General features: G+C 68.8%; 14 protein-coding genes and 4 pseudogenes. 6 read left to right on the forward strand and 12 right to left on the reverse strand.

Translation table 11 applies throughout. The features are described 5' to 3' along the window. From BN4348_RS43290 to BN4348_RS43300, 3 genes are all read right to left on the reverse strand, one after another. A partial coding sequence (locus BN4348_RS43290) for an ArsA family ATPase (protein WP_096866283.1) occupies positions 1–994 on the reverse strand: 994 nt, incomplete at its 3' end. Beyond that, positions 987–1424 carry an SRPBCC family protein gene (locus BN4348_RS43295; RefSeq protein WP_066913399.1) on the reverse strand — a complete coding sequence of 146 codons (438 nt, stop codon included), beginning with the start codon at positions 1422–1424 and terminating at the stop codon, positions 987–989. The genes BN4348_RS43290 and BN4348_RS43295, both read right to left, overlap by 8 nt. 104 nt (positions 1425–1528) lie before the next feature. Further along, the gene (locus tag BN4348_RS43300) at positions 1529–1918 is read right to left on the reverse strand and encodes a polyketide cyclase / dehydrase and lipid transport (RefSeq protein WP_066913443.1); all 390 of its coding nucleotides are present in this window, start codon (positions 1916–1918) and stop codon (positions 1529–1531) included. 159 nt (positions 1919–2077) lie between these two features. Here BN4348_RS43300 and BN4348_RS43305 point away from each other — a divergent pair, with 159 nt between their 5' ends. After that, positions 2078–3880, forward strand: a complete 1803-nt coding sequence (locus tag BN4348_RS43305) for an AMP-dependent synthetase/ligase (RefSeq protein ID WP_066913401.1) — start codon at positions 2078–2080, stop codon at positions 3878–3880. Between the two features lie 561 nt (positions 3881–4441). Here BN4348_RS43305 and BN4348_RS43310 read toward each other — a convergent pair. The 4 genes and pseudogenes from BN4348_RS43310 to BN4348_RS43325 all read right to left on the reverse strand — a co-directional run bounded on the left by BN4348_RS43310 (position 4442) and on the right by BN4348_RS43325 (position 7687). Then, a pseudogene (locus BN4348_RS43310) lies at positions 4442–5205 on the reverse strand (glycosyltransferase family 4 protein). A 10-nt stretch (positions 5206–5215) separates the two neighbouring features. Next, positions 5216–6058, reverse strand: a complete 843-nt coding sequence (locus BN4348_RS43315) for a hypothetical protein (protein ID WP_235852888.1) — start codon at positions 6056–6058, stop codon at positions 5216–5218. 37 nt (positions 6059–6095) lie between these two features. Continuing rightward, positions 6096–7232 carry a peptidoglycan hydrolase RipC gene (gene ripC, locus BN4348_RS43320; protein ID WP_407937922.1) on the reverse strand — a complete coding sequence of 379 codons (1137 nt, stop codon included), beginning with the start codon at positions 7230–7232 and terminating at the stop codon, positions 6096–6098. A gap of 209 nt (positions 7233–7441) precedes the next feature. Further along, positions 7442–7687, reverse strand: coding sequence for a hypothetical protein (locus BN4348_RS43325; RefSeq protein ID WP_066913407.1), 246 nt, complete (start codon positions 7685–7687; stop codon positions 7442–7444). 130 nt (positions 7688–7817) lie between these two features. Between BN4348_RS43325 and BN4348_RS43330 the strand changes: the two are divergent. Beyond that, positions 7818–8417: pseudogene (locus BN4348_RS43330) on the forward strand (exonuclease domain-containing protein); the annotation flags it as partial. On the opposite strand, the gene trpD reads toward BN4348_RS43330, so the two are convergent. Further along, positions 8326–9393, reverse strand: coding sequence for an anthranilate phosphoribosyltransferase (gene trpD, locus BN4348_RS43335; protein ID WP_084454204.1), 1068 nt, complete (start codon positions 9391–9393; stop codon positions 8326–8328). The pseudogene BN4348_RS43330 and the gene trpD overlap by 92 nt on opposite strands. A 24-nt stretch (positions 9394–9417) precedes the next feature. Between trpD and ctaE the strand changes: the two genes are divergently transcribed. Genes ctaE through qcrB form a run of 4 tightly spaced genes read left to right on the forward strand, consistent with a single transcriptional unit; the run spans position 9418 to position 13815 of the window. Beyond that, the gene (gene ctaE / locus BN4348_RS43340; RefSeq protein WP_066913412.1) at positions 9418–10029 is read left to right on the forward strand and encodes an aa3-type cytochrome oxidase subunit III; all 612 of its coding nucleotides are present in this window, start codon (positions 9418–9420) and stop codon (positions 10027–10029) included. 29 nt (positions 10030–10058) lie between these two features. Continuing rightward, a complete protein-coding gene (gene qcrC, locus BN4348_RS43345) occupies positions 10059–10925 on the forward strand; it encodes a cytochrome bc1 complex diheme cytochrome c subunit (RefSeq protein WP_066913414.1) in 867 nt (288 codons plus the stop codon). After that, the gene (qcrA, locus tag BN4348_RS43350; protein WP_066913449.1) at positions 10922–12130 is read left to right on the forward strand and encodes a cytochrome bc1 complex Rieske iron-sulfur subunit; all 1209 of its coding nucleotides are present in this window, start codon (positions 10922–10924) and stop codon (positions 12128–12130) included. Before qcrC ends, qcrA begins: the two co-directional genes overlap by 4 nt. Beyond that, entirely contained in the window at positions 12127–13815 is a 1689-nt protein-coding gene (qcrB, locus tag BN4348_RS43355) for a cytochrome bc1 complex cytochrome b subunit (RefSeq protein ID WP_066913447.1), read from the forward strand. The genes qcrA and qcrB overlap by 4 nt, the downstream gene beginning before the upstream one ends. A gap of 104 nt (positions 13816–13919) precedes the next feature. On the opposite strand, the pseudogene BN4348_RS43360 reads toward qcrB, so the two are convergent. The 4 genes and pseudogenes from BN4348_RS43360 to ctaC all read right to left on the reverse strand — a co-directional run. Beyond that, positions 13920–14486, reverse strand: a pseudogene (locus BN4348_RS43360) (DUF2561 family protein); the annotation flags it as partial. Further along, a pseudogene (locus BN4348_RS61480) lies at positions 14477–14770 on the reverse strand (MmpS family transport accessory protein); the annotation flags it as partial. The pseudogenes BN4348_RS43360 and BN4348_RS61480, both read right to left, overlap by 10 nt. Before the next feature lie 181 nt (positions 14771–14951). Next, a complete protein-coding gene (locus BN4348_RS43365) occupies positions 14952–15371 on the reverse strand; it encodes a cytochrome c oxidase subunit 4 (protein ID WP_066913416.1) in 420 nt (139 codons plus the stop codon). Positions 15372–15380: 9 nt separating this feature from the next. Further along, positions 15381–16481, reverse strand: a complete 1101-nt coding sequence (gene ctaC / locus BN4348_RS43370; protein ID WP_084454206.1) for an aa3-type cytochrome oxidase subunit II — start codon at positions 16479–16481, stop codon at positions 15381–15383. Between the last annotated feature and the right edge of the window lie 40 nt (positions 16482–16521).

Raw genomic sequence — 16521 nt, forward strand, 5'->3', positions numbered from 1 at the left:
CGCCGCGGCGGCGGGCGCCGTCGAGCAGCGCGCCCAGCGCCTTGGGGCCGATCGGCTCGCCGGACAGGTGCGGGGTCAGCACCAGCGCCACGTCGCCGATGGTGGCGTCGAGCTCTTCGAGCACGACGCGTTGCTCGGCGATGCGTTCGGCGTACCAGTAGAACGCCGGATGCTCGGGCAGGTTGCGGTACTCGTAGGACTCGTCCTCGGTCAGGACCTGGTTGACGATCAGCTCCTCGACCCGCACGCCCATCAGCGACAGGGAACCCAGCGTCCGCACCGCCTCGGCGGCCACCACCCGCTCGGGGGTCAGCACCAGGTGCGCGGTGACCAGCTCGCCGTCGGTCAACAGGGCGCCCAGCCGGTCGACGCTGCCGCTGATGCGCTCCAGCAGTTCCACCATGGCGGCCGAGCGCGCGTCGTCGCCGGCGACGGACAGCCTGCGATGGCGCGGCCACGCGCGCTCCACGTAGAGCCCAAAAGTGGCCGGCAGGGTCAACATTCGCAACGCGTCCGCGGTCGAGGCGCAGTCGACGACGATGCGGTCCCATCGCCCGGAGGCGGCGAGCTCGCCGACGGCGTGCAGCCCCAGCACCTCCTGAACACCCGGCAACGCCGAAAGTTCTTCGGGCGCAATGTTACTCAGCTCGGAATCGGGAAACCGCCGATCCAGCGTGTCGACCACGCCGTGCCACCGGGCCTCGAGCAGCGCCAGGGTGTCCAGCGCCAGCGCGTCAAGGAAACCGCCGCCGGCCTCCGCGTCATCGGCGAGCACCCGAACCGGTTCGCCGTGGCCGCTCGGCGGCACCGGGACGCCCAGCACGTCGCCCAACGAGTGCGCCTGGTCGGTGGACACGACCAGAACCCGCCGACCCGAGCCCGCGTCGCAGACCGCGGTGGCGGAGGCCAGGGTGGACTTTCCTACCCCGCCCTTCCCGACGAAAAGACTGATCCGGGCCGGGGTGGGTGCCCGGAAGTCACTGGACTCACTCAGCCTCGACTCGTTTCTTCAGATCCTTCAAAGCGGTGTCAGTCAGCCTGCGCTCGGCCTTGCGCTTGAGCATTCCGATCATAGGGATGGCAAGATCGACCGAGAGTTCATAGGTGACGTCGGTGCCAGATCCCTTGGGCGCCAAGCGATACGACCCTTCGAGCGACCGCAGCAGCGAGCTGGAGACCAGGGTCCAGCTCAGCGACCGGCGGTCTTTGGGCCACTGATAGGACATGACCATGGTGTCCTTGATGACGCCGGCGTCCATCACGAATCGCACGACCTTCGGGCGGCCGTCGGCGCCCCGCTCCTGCACCTCGGCTTCCTTATATTCCGAGATCCATTCCGGGTAGGAATCGATATCGGCGATCACCTCCAGCACCGTGCCCGGATCGGCTTCGATGTGGATGGTCTGCGTCGTCTTTTCCGCCACCTGGCTGCTGCCCTCTCTCCCGCGAGCGGATAGGCCCCGCGATGCGCCGGACTACCCCGGCCTCCGGGCCGAAACGGTACTCCTACCGCCGCACCTTGATCCGGCTAAACTACCGGAGAAACGCCGACCGGACGCGACCGTTCCGCCGTCCTTTTGACCTCGAACGCCATTTTCTTACCCGCCACCCGACGGCGGTGTGTCATCTTCGCCAGGTTCAGCTTTGCCAGCTGCCAGGCCGCCACGCCGCTCGGCTCGGCGTGCAGGAAGTAGTGCAGCACCACCCCGTCCAGCGACGGTTCCAGCCAGATCTCCATGGTGCCGGTCAGCGCGCCGGTGACCGTCCAGCGGATCCCCTTGTCGGCGCGATCCTCGACGACCTGCAGCCGCAGGTCGGGCCACCACCGCCGCCAGCACGACGGATCGGCGACCACAGCGCCGACCCGGGCGCCGTCGGCGGCGACGAACGTCTCATCGGCGATCTGGATGCTGTTCACCACCCCAGCTTCACACACCGCCACACGCAACCCGCAATCGCGGTCGCGGCCGAAGCGACCTCGGCAGTGCTGCGCGAATGCGCGGATTAGGCTGGGCCACAGCAAGCCGGCCCGACCCAGCGGCCAGGCAACGTTACGAGTCCGATCGAGGTCATCAGAGTGCGTGAGTACAGTGTCCCCGCCCGCTTCACCGTCGGCGAGCACGAAAACGTGGCGGCCATGGTCTTCGACCATGAGCGAGACGACCCTGGCTTCGTCATCTTCCAGCGCCAGGTCGACGGCGTGTGGACGGACGTCACGTGCGCCGAGGCGGCCAAGCAGGTCCGCTCCGCGGCACTGGGCCTCATCTCGCTCGGGGTGCAGTCCGGCGACCGGGTGTGCATCTTCTCGGCGACCCGGTACGAATGGCCGATCCTGGACCTGGCGATCCTGGCAGTCGGCGCGGTCACCGTGCCGATCTACGAGACGTCGTCGGCCGAGCAGGTGCGCTGGGTGCTGCAGGACTCCGAAGCGGTGGTGGCCTTCGCCGAGACCGACGCCCACGCCGCGATGGTCACCGAACTCACCACCGAGCTGCCCGCGCTGCGCCGGGTGCTGCACATCGACGGTTCGGGCCCCAAGGCGCTCGACCAGCTCGCCGAGGAGGGCGCGTCGGTCGAGCCGGCCGAGCTGACCGCCCGCCTCGAGGCGTTGCGCGCCGACGACCCGGCGACGCTGATCTACACCTCCGGCACCACCGGCCGGCCCAAGGGCTGCCAACTCACCCATTCCAACCTGCTCTACGAGTCCCGGGGCGCCAAGGAATGCCTGCCGACGCTGCTCGCCGAGGGGCAGCGGCTGCTGGTTTTCCTGCCGCTGGCGCACGTGCTGGCCCGCTCGCTGACCCTGTCGGCGTGCGCGAACAAGGTGACGGTGGGGTTCACCAGCGACATCAAGAACCTGCTGCCGATGTTCGCGGTGTTCAAGCCGACGGTCGTGGTGTCGGTGCCCCGGGTGTTCGAGAAGGTCTACAACACCGCCGAGCAGAACGCCGTCAACGACGGCAACGGGCGCATCTTCGCGATGGCCGTGCAAACCGCGGTCGACTGGAGCCAGGCCCAGGACAACGGCGGCCCCGGCCTGCTGCTGCGCGCCAAGCACGCGCTGTTCGACCGGCTGGTCTACCACAAGCTGCGCGCGGCGCTGGGTGGTGACTGCCACGCGTCCGTGTCGGGCGGCGCGCCGCTGGGCGCGCGACTGGGCCACTTCTACCGCGGCGTGGGCCTGACCATCCACGAGGGCTACGGCCTGACCGAGACCAGCTCGGCCATCACCGTCAACCAGGTCGGACGGGTCAAGATCGGGACGGTCGGGACGTTGCTGCCCGGCAACAGCATGCGCATCGCCGACGACGGCGAGCTGTTGGTGCGCGGCGGCGTGGTCTTCGGCGGCTACTGGCGCAACGAGCAGGCCACCGGCGACGCGTTCACCGACGGCTGGTTCAAGACCGGCGACCTGGGCGCGCTGGACGAGGACGGCTTCCTGAAGATCACCGGCCGCAAGAAGGAGATCATCGTCACCGCCGGCGGCAAGAACGTCGCCCCAGCGGTGCTCGAGGACCAGCTGCGGGCGCACCCGCTGATCAGCCAGGCCCTGGCGGTCGGGGACAACAAGCCGTTCATCGGCGCGCTGATCACCATCGACCCCGAGGCCTTCGGCCCCTGGAAGGAACGCAACCACAAGCCCGCCGAGGCGTCGGTCGCCGACCTGGCCACCGACCCCGACCTGGTCGCCGAGATCGACGCGGCCGTCAAGCACGCCAACCTCGCGGTGTCGCACGCCGAGTCGATCCGCAAGTTTCGCATTCTGCCCGTCGACTTCACCGAGGACACCGGTGAGCTGACGCCGACGATGAAGGTCAAACGCAACGTGGTGGCCGAGAAGTTCGCCGCCGACATCGAATCGATCTACGAGAAGGACTAACTGGCTGTAGGTTGTGTCAAGGCGTGGGGTGGGCGTAGCACTTCGGCATCCGGGTCCGGGTGCGATGGATGGGGCTGTGCTGTCGGGCGGCTTGCTGGGATTTGGCGGGTGCCGGGCGCCCACGTTGACTTATGCGACCTCGAGGTTGGGGTCATCTGGCGTCGTTCGGGCTGTCGTTGAGGCGAGGGGCCGGGGTGCCAAGTTAGACGCGGCGTAACCCAGGTGGGTCCGTCATAACCGATGCGGCATCTGATCTGACCCCTCGTCCCGTCCATTCAGCGTGGCACCGCCTACAAGGATTGTGAAGGGTGCAGTCTGACCGCTCCTTTCGGCGAGAAGTCGTTTCGGGCTGATTCGACATCATCGCCGAGGTCTTGCCGACGTCGACGGCAACGACGATCGTGGACACCGTGGCTGGAGCCCTCAGCACAGACACAACAACACCTCCGGGGTGTGCCAGAAGAACCGGAGCGCGCCAACGCCCCAAGTTCTCGTAAGGAATCTTGACAATCCCTTCCTGACACCCCCGGAGGCGTTTGTGAAGGACTACCTCAACTCATATCAACCGAGCAGGTCGGCCAGCCGGGCGGCCAACGTGTCCCAGCGCCACCGGGACGTCACCCACTCGCGCCCGGCCGCGCCCATCGCCGCGGCCCGGTCGCGATCTGCCAGCAGCCCGGTGACGGCCTCGGCGACCTCGTCCACCGATCGACCGTCGATCACCAGCCCAGTCTTGTTGTGCTGCACCGTTTCCGGGGCCCCACCCGACAGGCCGGCGACGACCGGCACGCCCGTCGCCGAGGCCTCCAGGAAGACGATGCCCAAGCCCTCGACGTCCATGCCGGCGCCGCGGGTGCGACACGGCATCGCGAAGACGTCGCCCAGCGCGTGGTGGGCCGGCAATTCGTCGGCGCGCACGCCACCGGTGAACGTGACGTGCTCGGCCACGCCGCAGTCCCGGGCCAGCTTGCGCAACGCGTCCAGGTAGGGACCGCCGCCGACGACGACCAGCGCCGCCCCGTCGACGTGGCGCCGGATCGACGGCAGCGCCCTGATCAGCATGTCCTGGCCTTTGCGCGGCACCAGCCGCGACAGGCACACGACGACCGGCCGCTCGCCCAGCCCGTAGCGGGTTCGCAGCTCGGCCCGGGCCGCCGGGTCGGGCCGGAACCGGTCGGTGTCCACCCCCGGCGGCANTGCGGCGCGTACACCGTCACCGAATGCGACCCGGCATCCACCAGCCGGCCGACGAACTCGCCCAGGTAGGACTGGATGCCGCCCGGACGGGGCGGAAAGTCGTTGGTTACCAGCAGGACCCGGCTCACCTGCGTCAGGCTAACGGGGCAGCCATTGGTGCCAATGCACCAGCAGCCCGGCCGTGTCGGTGCCGAGGACGTCGTGGATGGCGGTGGGCACGTCGGCGTGCCCGACACCGCAGGTCGCCAAGTAGAGGTCGTGCAACTTCGGCGTTCCGTAGGTGTCGGCGACGAAGCGGGCGAACCACCATGCGCGGTCGTAAGCCAGCGAGCGCTGCGGCCCGGGCGTGTCCAGGTCGCTGTCGGCCGGCAGCGTCAGCGGCACGGGCAGCGCGTCCGCGGGCACCGGGGTCTGCGGCCGGGCGACGAAATCGGCGACCCCCTCGGTGAGCCAGCGGGGCGCGTCCGCGGCCGTGGCGGCGCGCGCGGCGTAGTGGAAAAGCTCGTGCGTCAACACAATTCGTAGCGCCCCGTCGTTCATGGTGGCGGCCCCCGGCGCGAACACGATCCGCTGGCCGAACGCCGCCCGGTGCGCGGGATCGACGCGGTCGGCCACCGTCACGGCCGCGATGTCGGCCCACTGCGACTCCGGTCCCCCGCCGGCGGCGGCCCGAAACTGTTCGTCCGAGCCGGTGGCCAGGATCGAGATGTCGCGCGGCCAATCACCGCCCCAGAACGCCGTCACCGCGTTGATCGCGCCGCCGATGTCGGAGGCCACCCGGGACAGCAGCCGGTCGCTGATGGCACCGCCCAGTCCCACCAGCCGGACGGTGCGGTCACCGACCACCAGCGACCTCGCCGCGACCCTGGCCGGGCTGGGGGCGGGGGTGACCACCTGGGCGTGCCTCGCCTTGCTATCGCCGGCGTCGAACGGCACGGCGGCCGCCACGATCAGCTCGAGGGTGAATACCCACGCCAGCAGGATCGGCAGGCGCCGACGCCGCCGGCTGAGGGGGTTGTCAGTAGCGACGGGCGTCGTGGATCGGACCTGCCGCGCCCATCGGCACCACCCGCACCGGCACGCCGTAGGTGGAGGAATGGATCACCATGCCGTCGCCGACGTAGATGCCGCTGTGCGACGCGTCGTTGTAGAAAGTCACCACGTCGCCGGGCTGCAGATCCGACAGCGCCACCGGCTGACCGCCTTGGGCCTGCGCCTGGCTGGAGTGCGGCAGCGAGATGCCGGCCTGCTGGAACGCCCACATCACCAGACCGGAGCAGTCGAACCCGCCCGGCGCGGCGCCGCCCCACACATAGGACGAGCCGACCTGAGTCAACGCCGCCTGCACGACGGTCGCGCGGTCACCGCCTCCCACGCCCGGGGGCAGCATCCCGGGCATTCCCGGCATCATTCCGGCGGGGGGTGGAGCGTCTCCGGGCGTCGGTCCCCCTGGCGGCGCCACCGCGTCCGGGGCCGGCGCGCCGGGCGCCGGGGCAGCCGCCGGGACCTGCCCGGGGTCGGCGAGTGCCGTGCGCTGCTGCGGCGTGAGCGACACATATTGGGATTTCACGACCGCGATCTGCACCTGCAGCTGGCTCTGCTTGGACTGCAGGCTGGCCCGCACCGCCGCGGCCTGCTCCGCCGCGCTCTTGGCGTCGGCCGCGGACTTGGCGGACTCCTGCTCGGCCTTGGCGGCCTGGGCACCGGCGACCCGGTAACTCGCCATCTGCGTGCGCATCTGCGTCGCCATCAGGCGCTGCACGGCCAGCTTGTCGATCAGGCCCTGCGGCGATCCGGCGGTGAGCATTGCCTCCATGCCGTCCACGCGGCCACCCATGTATTCCGCCGCGGCGAGCTTGTTGACCGCGCCCTGGAAGGCGGCCAGGCGCGCCTTCGCCGAATCCACGGCGGCCTGGTCGTCGGCGTGCTTCTTTTCCGCCGCCTGCTGGACCGCGAGCTTCTTGTTCAGGTCCAGCTGCGCGCTGTGCATCGCCTCGGTGGTCTGTTCGGCCTGACGGGACAGCTGGTTCAGTTTGGCCAGCGCGTCCTCCGCCGGATCGGCCACGGAATTCGCGGCAAAAACCCCCGTGAAGACGACCAAGCCCGCTAACGTACCTAGGGCAGAACGTGTCATGACACGCGCACAGGGGTACATAGAGTCGAGCCTCAAAATTTGCATCCTTAAACGGCCTGGACTGGCACTGCCGGAGCGCCGTCGGACTAGTTTAGGTCTCAAACAGGTTACGGAACGATATCGACGTTTGTCCAAACCGGGCCGTTAAGAAATCGGCAAGATTTCTGTCATTACTTTGTGAATGATGGCAATCCTCTAAGAGGGTCGAGCGGTTTTGGCGCACAAGGCAATTAGGCTACACCGGCCCCACGGTCGCGACGAATCGGCACCAACCGCAGCCTCGGGGCAAGCCCGGCGTCGGCGAGCACTTCGAGCGCGGCCCGTTCGTCCTGCAGCAGGGTCTCCGGAACCCCGAGCAGCACGCTGACCACGCAGTCGCGGCATCCCGGACCGCGCACCGCGCACTCGTCGCAGTCGATCACCACCGGTGCGTCCGGACCGGGCGCTGGTTCACCCTTGCCACTGCCGTATGCCATCTGGGGCCGTCCTCTCGGTCATTCGAACGCTGAAGTTCGCGCGCTTATCGGCACGCTAACCGGGGCCACCGACAACAATCCGGCAGCGATCCGCCCCCGCCGGCCCGGCGTGGGAACACCGCCGCTGTCGGTGGACGTGCCTAACGTCTCGGCCATGAGTGGTGCGACTCAGCTGAGTTTCGCCGATTTGGGGCCGCGCTGGGACCCGGCCGCTTCCCCGATCGACGAAACCCCCTTGCGCGAAACCACTTTCGTCGTGGTGGACCTGGAAACCACCGGCGGACGCACCAAGAGCGCCGGCGGCGCGCCGTGCGACGCCATCACCGAGATCGGGGCGGTCAAGGTCCGCGGCGGCGTTGTGCTCGGCGAGTTCGCCACCCTCGTCGACCCGCAGCGCAGCATCCCGCCCCAGATCGTGCAGCTCACCGGCATCACCACGGCGATGGTGTGCGACGCCCCGGCCATCGACGCCGTGCTGCCGATGTTCCTCGAGTTCGCCGGCTTGGACCACGGAGCGGTGCTGGTCGCCCACAACGCCGGGTTCGACGTGGGGTTCCTGCGGGCCGCCGCGCAGCGCTGCGAGATTCCCTGGCCGCGGCCCCAGGTCCTGTGCACGGTGCGCCTGGCCCGCCGGGTGCTCAGCCGCGAGGAGGCCCCCAGCGTGCGGCTCGCCGCCCTGGCGCGGCTGNGGCGGCGCCGGCCCGTCGCAACCCGTCCTCCCAGGCGGGCAGCCATTCGGCGCGGCTGGATAGCCCGGCGTGCGCGACGATCGCCCCGGCGGCGTTCAGCACGACGGCATCGCGGACCGGGCCCTTCGCACCGGCCAGCACCCCGCGCGCCTCCGCCGCGTTGGCCTGCGCGTCGCCGCCCAGCAGCTCGTGCAGCTCGGCCCGGGCGAACCCGAATCCGGCCGGATCGAACGTCAGCCGGTCCACGGTGCCAGCCTGCACGCGCCAGATCGTGCTGGTGGTCGTGGTGGTCAGCTCGTCGAGCCCGTCGTCGCCGTGCACGACGAGCACGCTGGACCGACGCGCCGCGAACACCCCGGCCATCACCTCGGCGAGGTCCGCGAACGCGCAACCGATCAAACCCGCCCGGGGACGCGCCGGATTGGTCAGCGGCCCAAGCAGGTTGAACACCGTGGGCACCCCGATCTCGCGGCGCATGGCGGACGCGTGCCGATACGACGGGTGAAACAGCGGCGCGAAGCAGAACCCGATCCCGATCTCGTCGAGGCTTCGCGCGACCTGGTCGGGCTGCAGGTCGATGCGCACCCCGAGCGCCTCGAGCGTGTCGGCTCCCCCGGACAGCGACGAGGCCGCCCGGTTGCCGTGCTTGACCACCGGCACCCCCGCGGCGGCCACCACGATCGACGCCATGGTGGACAGGTTGACCGTGTTGGCGCCGTCGCCCCCGGTGCCGACGATGTCGACGGCGTCCTCGGGGATCGCGCCGGCGGGCAGCGGGCGGGCGTGGCGCAGCATGACGTCGGCCAGCTCGCTCACCTCGCCCGCGGTGGGCACCTTCATCGTCATCGCCACCGCGCACGCGGCGATCTGCGCCGGACGCCCGGCGNGGGCACGCGCCGATGGTCCCACGAGGATCAGCCGCCCCCCAACCGTTGCCGCACGCGCGCCCCTGCGGGCCCGGTCACGGCCGGCGAAACGCCGATCACCGAAATTTCGGACCCGGGTAGAGTTCGACAACTACAAAGCGTCATACTTGCGGATGTGACCAGCGCTGTGGGGACCTCGGGTACTGCGATCACGTCGCGAGTGCATTCGCTGAATCGGCCGAACATGGTCGCTGTCGGCACCATCGTGTGGCTGTCCAGCGAACTCATGTTCTTTGCTGGGCTGTTCGCGATGTATTTCACCGCGCGGGCCCAGGCGGGCGGGAAGTGGCCGCCGCCGCCGACGGAGCTGAACCTGTACCAGGCGGTTCCGGTGACGCTGGTGCTGATCGCGTCGTCGTTCACCTGCCAGATGGGCGTGTTCGCGGCCGAGCGCGGCGACGTGTTCGGGCTGCGCCGCTGGTACGTGATCACGTTCCTGATGGGCCTGTTCTTCGTCCTCGGCCAGGGGTACGAGTACTACCACCTGATGTCGCACGGGACCACGATCCCGGGCAGCGCCTACGGCACGGTGTTCTACCTCGCCACCGGTTTCCACGGCCTGCACGTCACCGGCGGGCTGATCGCCTTCATATTCCTGCTGGCCCGCACCGCGATGAGCAAGTTCACGCCCGCGCAGGCGACGGCCAGCATCGTCGTCTCCTACTACTGGCATTTCGTCGACATCGTGTGGATCGCGCTGTTCACCGTGATCTATTTCATCCGCTGAATCGGCGCTGGACGGACAGGAGTGCTCGGTTGAAGAAACTGGGGTCTACCCGAATCGGTGCGCGGCGGACCAAGCCGCGAAAAGGGCTGACCGATCGCTCGCGACGGCGGCTGCGGCGCCGCCTGTCGGGCGGGCTGCTGCTGCTGATCGCGCTGACCGTGTCGGGAGGGGTGGCGGCGGTCCTCACCCCCACCCCGCAGGTGGCCGTCGCCGACGAGTCGGGGTCGGCGCTGCTGCGCACCGGCAAGCAGCTGTTCGACACGTCCTGCGTGTCCTGCCACGGCGCCAACCTGCAGGGCGTCCCCGATCACGGGCCGAGCCTGATCGGCGTCGGCGAGGCGGCCGTCTACTTTCAGGTGTCCACCGGCCGGATGCCGGTGATGGCCGGCGCCGCCCAGGCCCCCCGCAAGGAGCCGATCTTCGACGAATCCCAGATCGACGCGATCGGCGCCTACGTGCAGGCCAACGGCGGCGGGCCCACGGTGGTCCGCAACCCGGACGGCAGCCTGGCGATGCACTCGCTGCGCGGCGATGACCCCGGCCGCGGCGGCGACCTGTTCCGGCTCAACTGCTCCTCGTGCCACAACTTCACCGGGAAGGGCGGTGCCCTGTCCTCGGGTAAGTACGCGCCCGACCTGGGCGGAGCCAACGAACAGCAGATCCTCACCGCGATGCTGACCGGCCCGGAGAGCATGCCGAAGTTCTCCGACCGCCAGCTGTCCTTCGACGCCAAGAAGGACATCATCGACTACGTGAAAACCGTCTCCGAGGAGCGGCAGCCGGGCGGCTACGGCCTCGGTGGCTTCGGACCCGCACCCGAGGGCATGGCCGCGTGGATCATCGGGATGGTCGCCGCCATCGGGCTGGCACTGTGGATTGGGGCGCGAGCATCATGAGCGACGAACACACGCGCGGCTCGGACACCGACAAGGGCGGACCGGGGGCACCCCACGAGCCCAGCGACACCGCGCTGGCCGCGATGTCGCAACAGGAACTGGTGGCCCTGGGCGGCAAGATCGACGGCGTCGAGACCGTGTTCAAGGAGCCGCGCTGGCCGATCGAGGGCACCAAAGCCGAGAAGCGCGCCGAGCGCTCGGTGGCCCGGTGGCTGTTGCTGGGCGGCTTCTTCGGGGTCGCGCTGCTGCTGATCTTCTTGTTCTGGCCATGGGAGTACAAGCCGAAGGACGCCCCGGGCAGCCTGCTCTACACGCTGGCCACCCCGCTGTACGGCCTGACCTTCGGAATGTCGATCCTGTGCATCGCGATCGGCGCGATCCTGTACCAGAAAAGGTTTATCCCCGAAGAGCTTTCGATCCAGGAGCGCCATGACGGCGCCTCGCGCGAGATCGACCGCAAGACGGTGGTGGCCAACCTGGCCGACGCGTATCAGAGTTCGACGGTGGGGCGGCGCAAGCTCGTCGGGCTGTCACTGGGCGTGGGCCTCGGCGCGTTCGGGCTGTCCACCCTGGTGGCGTTCGCTGGCGGCCTGATCAAGAACCCGTGGAAGCCCGTCGTGCCCACCGCCGACGGCAAGAAGGCCGTGCTGTGGACCTCCGGGTGGACCCCGCGCTACAAGGGCGAGACCATCTTCCTGGCGCGCGCCACCGGCTCGGCCGGCGCGTCACCGTTCATCAAGATGCGCCCCGAAGACCTCGACGCCGGCGGCATGGAGACCGTCTTTCCGTGGCGGGAGTCCGACGGGGACGGCACCACCCCGGAGTCGCAGGAAAAGCTCCGCGCGATCAACCAGGGCGTCCGCAACCCCGTGATGCTCATCCGGATCCGGCCGTCCGACATGTCCCGGATGGTCAAGCGCCAGGGCCAGGAGAGCTTCAACTGGGGCGAGTTCTTCGCGTACACGAAGGTGTGCTCGCACCTGGGTTGCCCGGCGTCGCTGTACGAACAGCAGACCTACCGAATCTTGTGCCCCTGCCATCAGTCGCAGTTCGACGCCCTGCACTTCGCGAAGCCGATCTTCGGTCCGGCGGCGCGCGCGCTGGCGCAACTGCCCATCACGATCGACTCCAACGGGTACCTGGTCGCCAACGGCGACTTCATCGAGCCCGTCGGACCGGCATTTTGGGAGAGGACGACGACATGAGCCCCAAACTGAGTCCCCCGAAGATCGGTGACGTCCTGGCCCGGCAGGGCGAGGACATCGACACGCGCTACCACCCGTCGGCGGCGGTGCGCAGGCAGCTCAACAAGGTGTTTCCGACGCACTGGTCGTTCCTGCTCGGCGAGATCGCGATGTACAGCTTCATCGTGCTGCTGCTCACCGGCGTGTATCTGACGCTGTTCTTCGACCCGTCCATGGCGGAGGTCACCTACAACGGCGCGTACCAACCGCTGCGCGGCGTCGACATGTCCAAGGCCTTCGCCTCGACGCTCGACATCTCGTTCGAGGTGCGCGGCGGGCTGTTCGTCCGGCAGGTCCACCACTGGGCCGCTTTGCTTTTCGCCGCGTCGATCATGGTGCACCTGGCGCGCATCTTCTTCACCGGCGCGTTCCGGCGCCCCCGCGAGGCGAACTGGGTGATCGGTTCGCTGCTGCTGATCCTCGCCATGTTCGAGGGCTACTTCGGCTACTCGCTGCCCGACGACCTGCTGTCCGGCATCGGGCTGCGCGCCGCCCTGTCCTCGATCACGTTGGGGATGCCGGTGATCGGCACGTGGCTGCACTGGGCGCTGTTCGGCGGCGACTTCCCGTGCGGTGGCATCGGCAACGAATGCGCGACGGTGGGCGCCATCATCCCGCGCATGTACGCCCTGCACATCCTGCTGTTGCCGGGGATCATCCTGGCTCTGATCGGGCTGCACCTGGCGTTCGTGTGGTTCCAGAAGCACACCCAGTTCCCCGGCCCCGGCCGCACCGAGCACAACGTGGTCGGCGTGCGGGTGATGCCGATCTTCGCCGTCAAGTCCGGCGCGTTCTTCGCGGCGATCGTCGGTGTGCTCGGCCTGATGGGCGGCTTACTGCAGATCAACCCGATCTGGAACCTGGGCCCCTACAAGCCATCTCACGTCTCGGCGGGTTCGCAGCCGGACTTCTACATGATGTGGACCGAGGGTCTGGCCCGCATCTGGCCGCCGTGGGAGTTCTACTTCTGGCACCACACCATTCCGGCCCCGGTCTGGGTAGCGCTGCTGATGGGCCTGATCTTCATCCTGCTGATCATCTACCCGTTCCTGGAGAAGCGGTTCTCCGGTGACTACGCCCACCACAATTTGCTGCAGCGGCCGCGCGACGTGCCGGTGCGCACCTCCATCGGCGCGATGGCGATCTCCTTCTACATGGTGCTGACCCTGGCGGCGATGAACGACATCATCGCGTTCAAGTTCCACATCTCGCTGAACGCGACGACGTGGATCGGGCGCATCGGGATGGTGATCCTGCCGCCGTTCGTCTACTTCATCACCTACCGGTGGTGCATCGGGCTGCAGCGCAGCGACCGCGAGGTGCTCGAGCACGGCATCGAAACGGGCATCATCAAGCGGCTGCCGCACGGCGCGTACATCGAGCTGCACCAGCCGCTCGGCCCCGTCGACGACCATGGGCACCCGATACCGCTCGAGTACCAGGGCGCGGCGTTGCCCAAGCGGATGAACAAGCTGGGCTCGGCCGGCTCGCCGGGTAGCGGCAGCTTCTTGCGTGCCGACCCCGCGGCCGAGGATGCCGCGCTGCGCGAGGCGGCGCACTCCTCCGAGCAGCGCGCGCTGACCGCGCTGCGCGAGCACCAGGACAGCGTCGTCGGCCCCCCCAACGGCGAGCACGGCGACCACTAAACCGCACTGAGCCGGGAGTGCGCCGCGAGACATCAACCCTTGCGGCGCATTTCGGCGTGTCGTCGCAACTGGTTATATGTCGCGGGCCCGCGCGGCACGCGCGGCTAGCGCGCGTCCTGAAGGCCGCGTAGCTGGCGGATGTGCAGCCACTCCACCACCGGCATCGCCGCGGCGACCACCCCGGCCACCGCGTAGACCGCCCACGACGGGCCGTCGTCGCCGACGGCCATCAGGTACGTGGCCGTCGCGGCCGCAATCAGGGCGGCGCCCATCGTGCCCGTCAGGATGACCGTGCCGCGCAACCAAACCCGATCCACCGCGGTGCCGGACCATTGGGTCGCCGGCTCCGCCGCAACCATCCTCGGCTGGCGCGCTCGCTCGGCCGACGTGCGCGGCGCTGGGGCCATGAGGCGCACCGGGGGCCGCTGCGGGGCGCGCGCCGCCCCCGCCCCCGGCCGGGTTCCCGGCTCGATCAGGCCCATGCGACGGGCCCGCAACAGCACCGGGATCGCCGCGGCGATGATCAGCGCGGAGACGATGATGACGGCGTACAACACCCAGGGGGTGTGCGAGCCGCCAGCCGTCTTGTGGAAGCCCCGGCCCAGGTCCGCCAGGGCGACGGCGGCAGCCACGCTGACGCCCAACAACACCAGCCAGANACCACCCACGGCCAGCGCGGGGCGTGGTGGTCGTCGTCCGCGTCGGCGGACTCGTCGTAGCTGTCGTAGTCGTAGAGTCGCAGGTCGGCCGGCACGTAGGGGCCGCTGAGAAAGTGCTCGGATTCGGGGGCCGAATAGGCCCGCGAATAGGCGTCCGTCTGGCCGGTCTGATCCGCCGCCGCGATCTCCGCGCTGTCGTCGACGGGTCCGTCATGGGATTCGACTGTCTCGTGTCCCAATTCGTCGCCGGAGTCCGGTTCGCCAGGTTCGGTTCCCGGGGGATTCGGCCCGCTCATAATTGCCTGCCCTGTTCAACTGCATCACCAGCGCGCGGGGCTCCGCGAATGCCTCGTTGCGCGCGCGCTTGGGAGTTTCTCATATGCCTCGGCAAACCCTACCGAACCGAATAGAGCGTGATGTCTTGGCAAACGGGCCACTGATCAACTGATGCCCTGATTGTGACCTTTGAGTCGCAAATCAGTGCTTCTCGGGGCCCATGTAGTACTCGAAGACCAACCCGGCCGACGAAGCGAGGACGAACACCACCCCGGCCACGATCAGCCACGGCAGCCACAGCGCGATGCCGGTCGCGGCGACCGCGCCCGCCAGCGCGATCATGATCGGCCACCAGCTGTGCGGGGCGTAGAACCCCAATTCGCCTGCGCCGTCGCTGATCTCGGCGCCCTCGTAGTCCTCGGGCCGGGTGTCCAGCCGGCGCGCGACGAACCGGAAGAACGTCGCCGTGATCGACGCCAGGCCACCGGTCAGCGCCAGGGCGGTGGTACCCGCCCACTCCTCACCGCCGGTGGCGTACAGCGCCGTCAGCACGCCGTAGAGCACCGCCGCCAGAAGGAAGAAGACGGCGATGAATTCGAACAACCTCGCTTCGATGTGCATGGAGCGTCCTCACCTACTGGCTTGTGCCGATTCACCGCGGCGGGTATCGAACGGATGGGTGGTCACCGCTACCGGCGACTGCGCGATCGCTTGTAGCGCCTCGGCGTTGGTCTTCCCCGCGATCCGCTGCTGCAGGTAGGCCTTGAAGTCGTTGGGCGCCACCACCCGAACCTCGAAGTTCATCATCGAGTGGTAGGTGCCGCAGAACTCGGCGCAGTGCCCGACGAACGCGCCGGTCTTGGTGATCTCGTCGACCTGGAACACGTTGACGGAGTTGTTGGCCTGGGGGTTGGGCATCACGTCGCGCTTGAACAGGAATTCCGGCACCCAGAAGGTGTGCACGACGTCCGCGGACGCCAACTGGAATTCGATGCGCTTGCCGGCCGGCAGCACCAGCACCGGGATCTCGGTGGCGGTTCCCAGGGTCTCGACCTTGTCGTAGTTCAGGTAGGTCCGGTCCTGGGGATTGCGCCCCCGCACCGCCCCGACACGCTCCTCGCCGCGGGCGTCCTTGCCCTCCGGCTTGGAGACCATCGCGGCCTTGCGCGCGGGGTCGGCGCCCTCGTAGGTCAGCGTGCCGTCCTTGAAGTTGACCCGCTGATAACCGAACTTCCAGTTCCACTGGAACGCGGTGACGTCGATCACCACCTCGGGGTCCTTGGCCAGGTGCAGCATCTTCTCCTGGACCACCACGGTGAAGTAGAACAGCACCGAGATGATGAGGAACGGCGTCACGGTGAGCACCAGCTCAAGGGGCATGTTGTAGCCGAACTGCCGGGGCAGCTCGGTGTCGGTGGCCTTCTTGCGGTGAAACGCGGACGTCCAGAAGATCAGCCCCCACACGAGCACCCCGACGACCAGGGAGGCGATCACCGCGCCGACCCACAGCTCCCGGTTGACGTGGGCCTGCGGCGTGATGCCCTCCGGCCAGCCCATCCCGATCGCCTCCGACCAGCTGCATCCGCTCAGGGTGACCGCCAGCACGCCCAGCGTCACGGCCAGCGCCAGCGGCCGCAGACGACGGGACAGACCCCGGTGGGCTCCCCCGGATCGGCGCTGGAACCTGGCCTGCGACAAGCGTTGCGAACGGACCTGCTCGCGAGGTGTCACGTTGGCGCCTCCATGCTCGGATATCGAATACTACGCAGCG

It is taken from the genome of Mycobacterium interjectum, from assembly GCF_900078675.2.
In the GTDB taxonomy this organism is placed as follows: domain Bacteria; phylum Actinomycetota; class Actinomycetes; order Mycobacteriales; family Mycobacteriaceae; genus Mycobacterium; species Mycobacterium interjectum.

Excerpts from the sequence above, each read along its gene's own strand:
- ripC (WP_407937922.1), bottom strand. The coding sequence starts at position 7,232 with ATGTACCCCTGTGCGCGTGTCATGACACGTTCTGCCCTAGGTACGTTA.
- BN4348_RS43325 (WP_066913407.1), bottom strand. The coding sequence starts at position 7,687 with ATGGCATACGGCAGTGGCAAGGGTGAACCAGCGCCCGGTCCGGACGCA.
- qcrA (WP_066913449.1), top strand. The coding sequence starts at position 10,922 with ATGAGCGACGAACACACGCGCGGCTCGGACACCGACAAGGGCGGACCG.
- qcrB (WP_066913447.1), top strand. The coding sequence starts at position 12,127 with ATGAGCCCCAAACTGAGTCCCCCGAAGATCGGTGACGTCCTGGCCCGG.
- BN4348_RS43365 (WP_066913416.1), bottom strand. The coding sequence starts at position 15,371 with ATGCACATCGAAGCGAGGTTGTTCGAATTCATCGCCGTCTTCTTCCTT.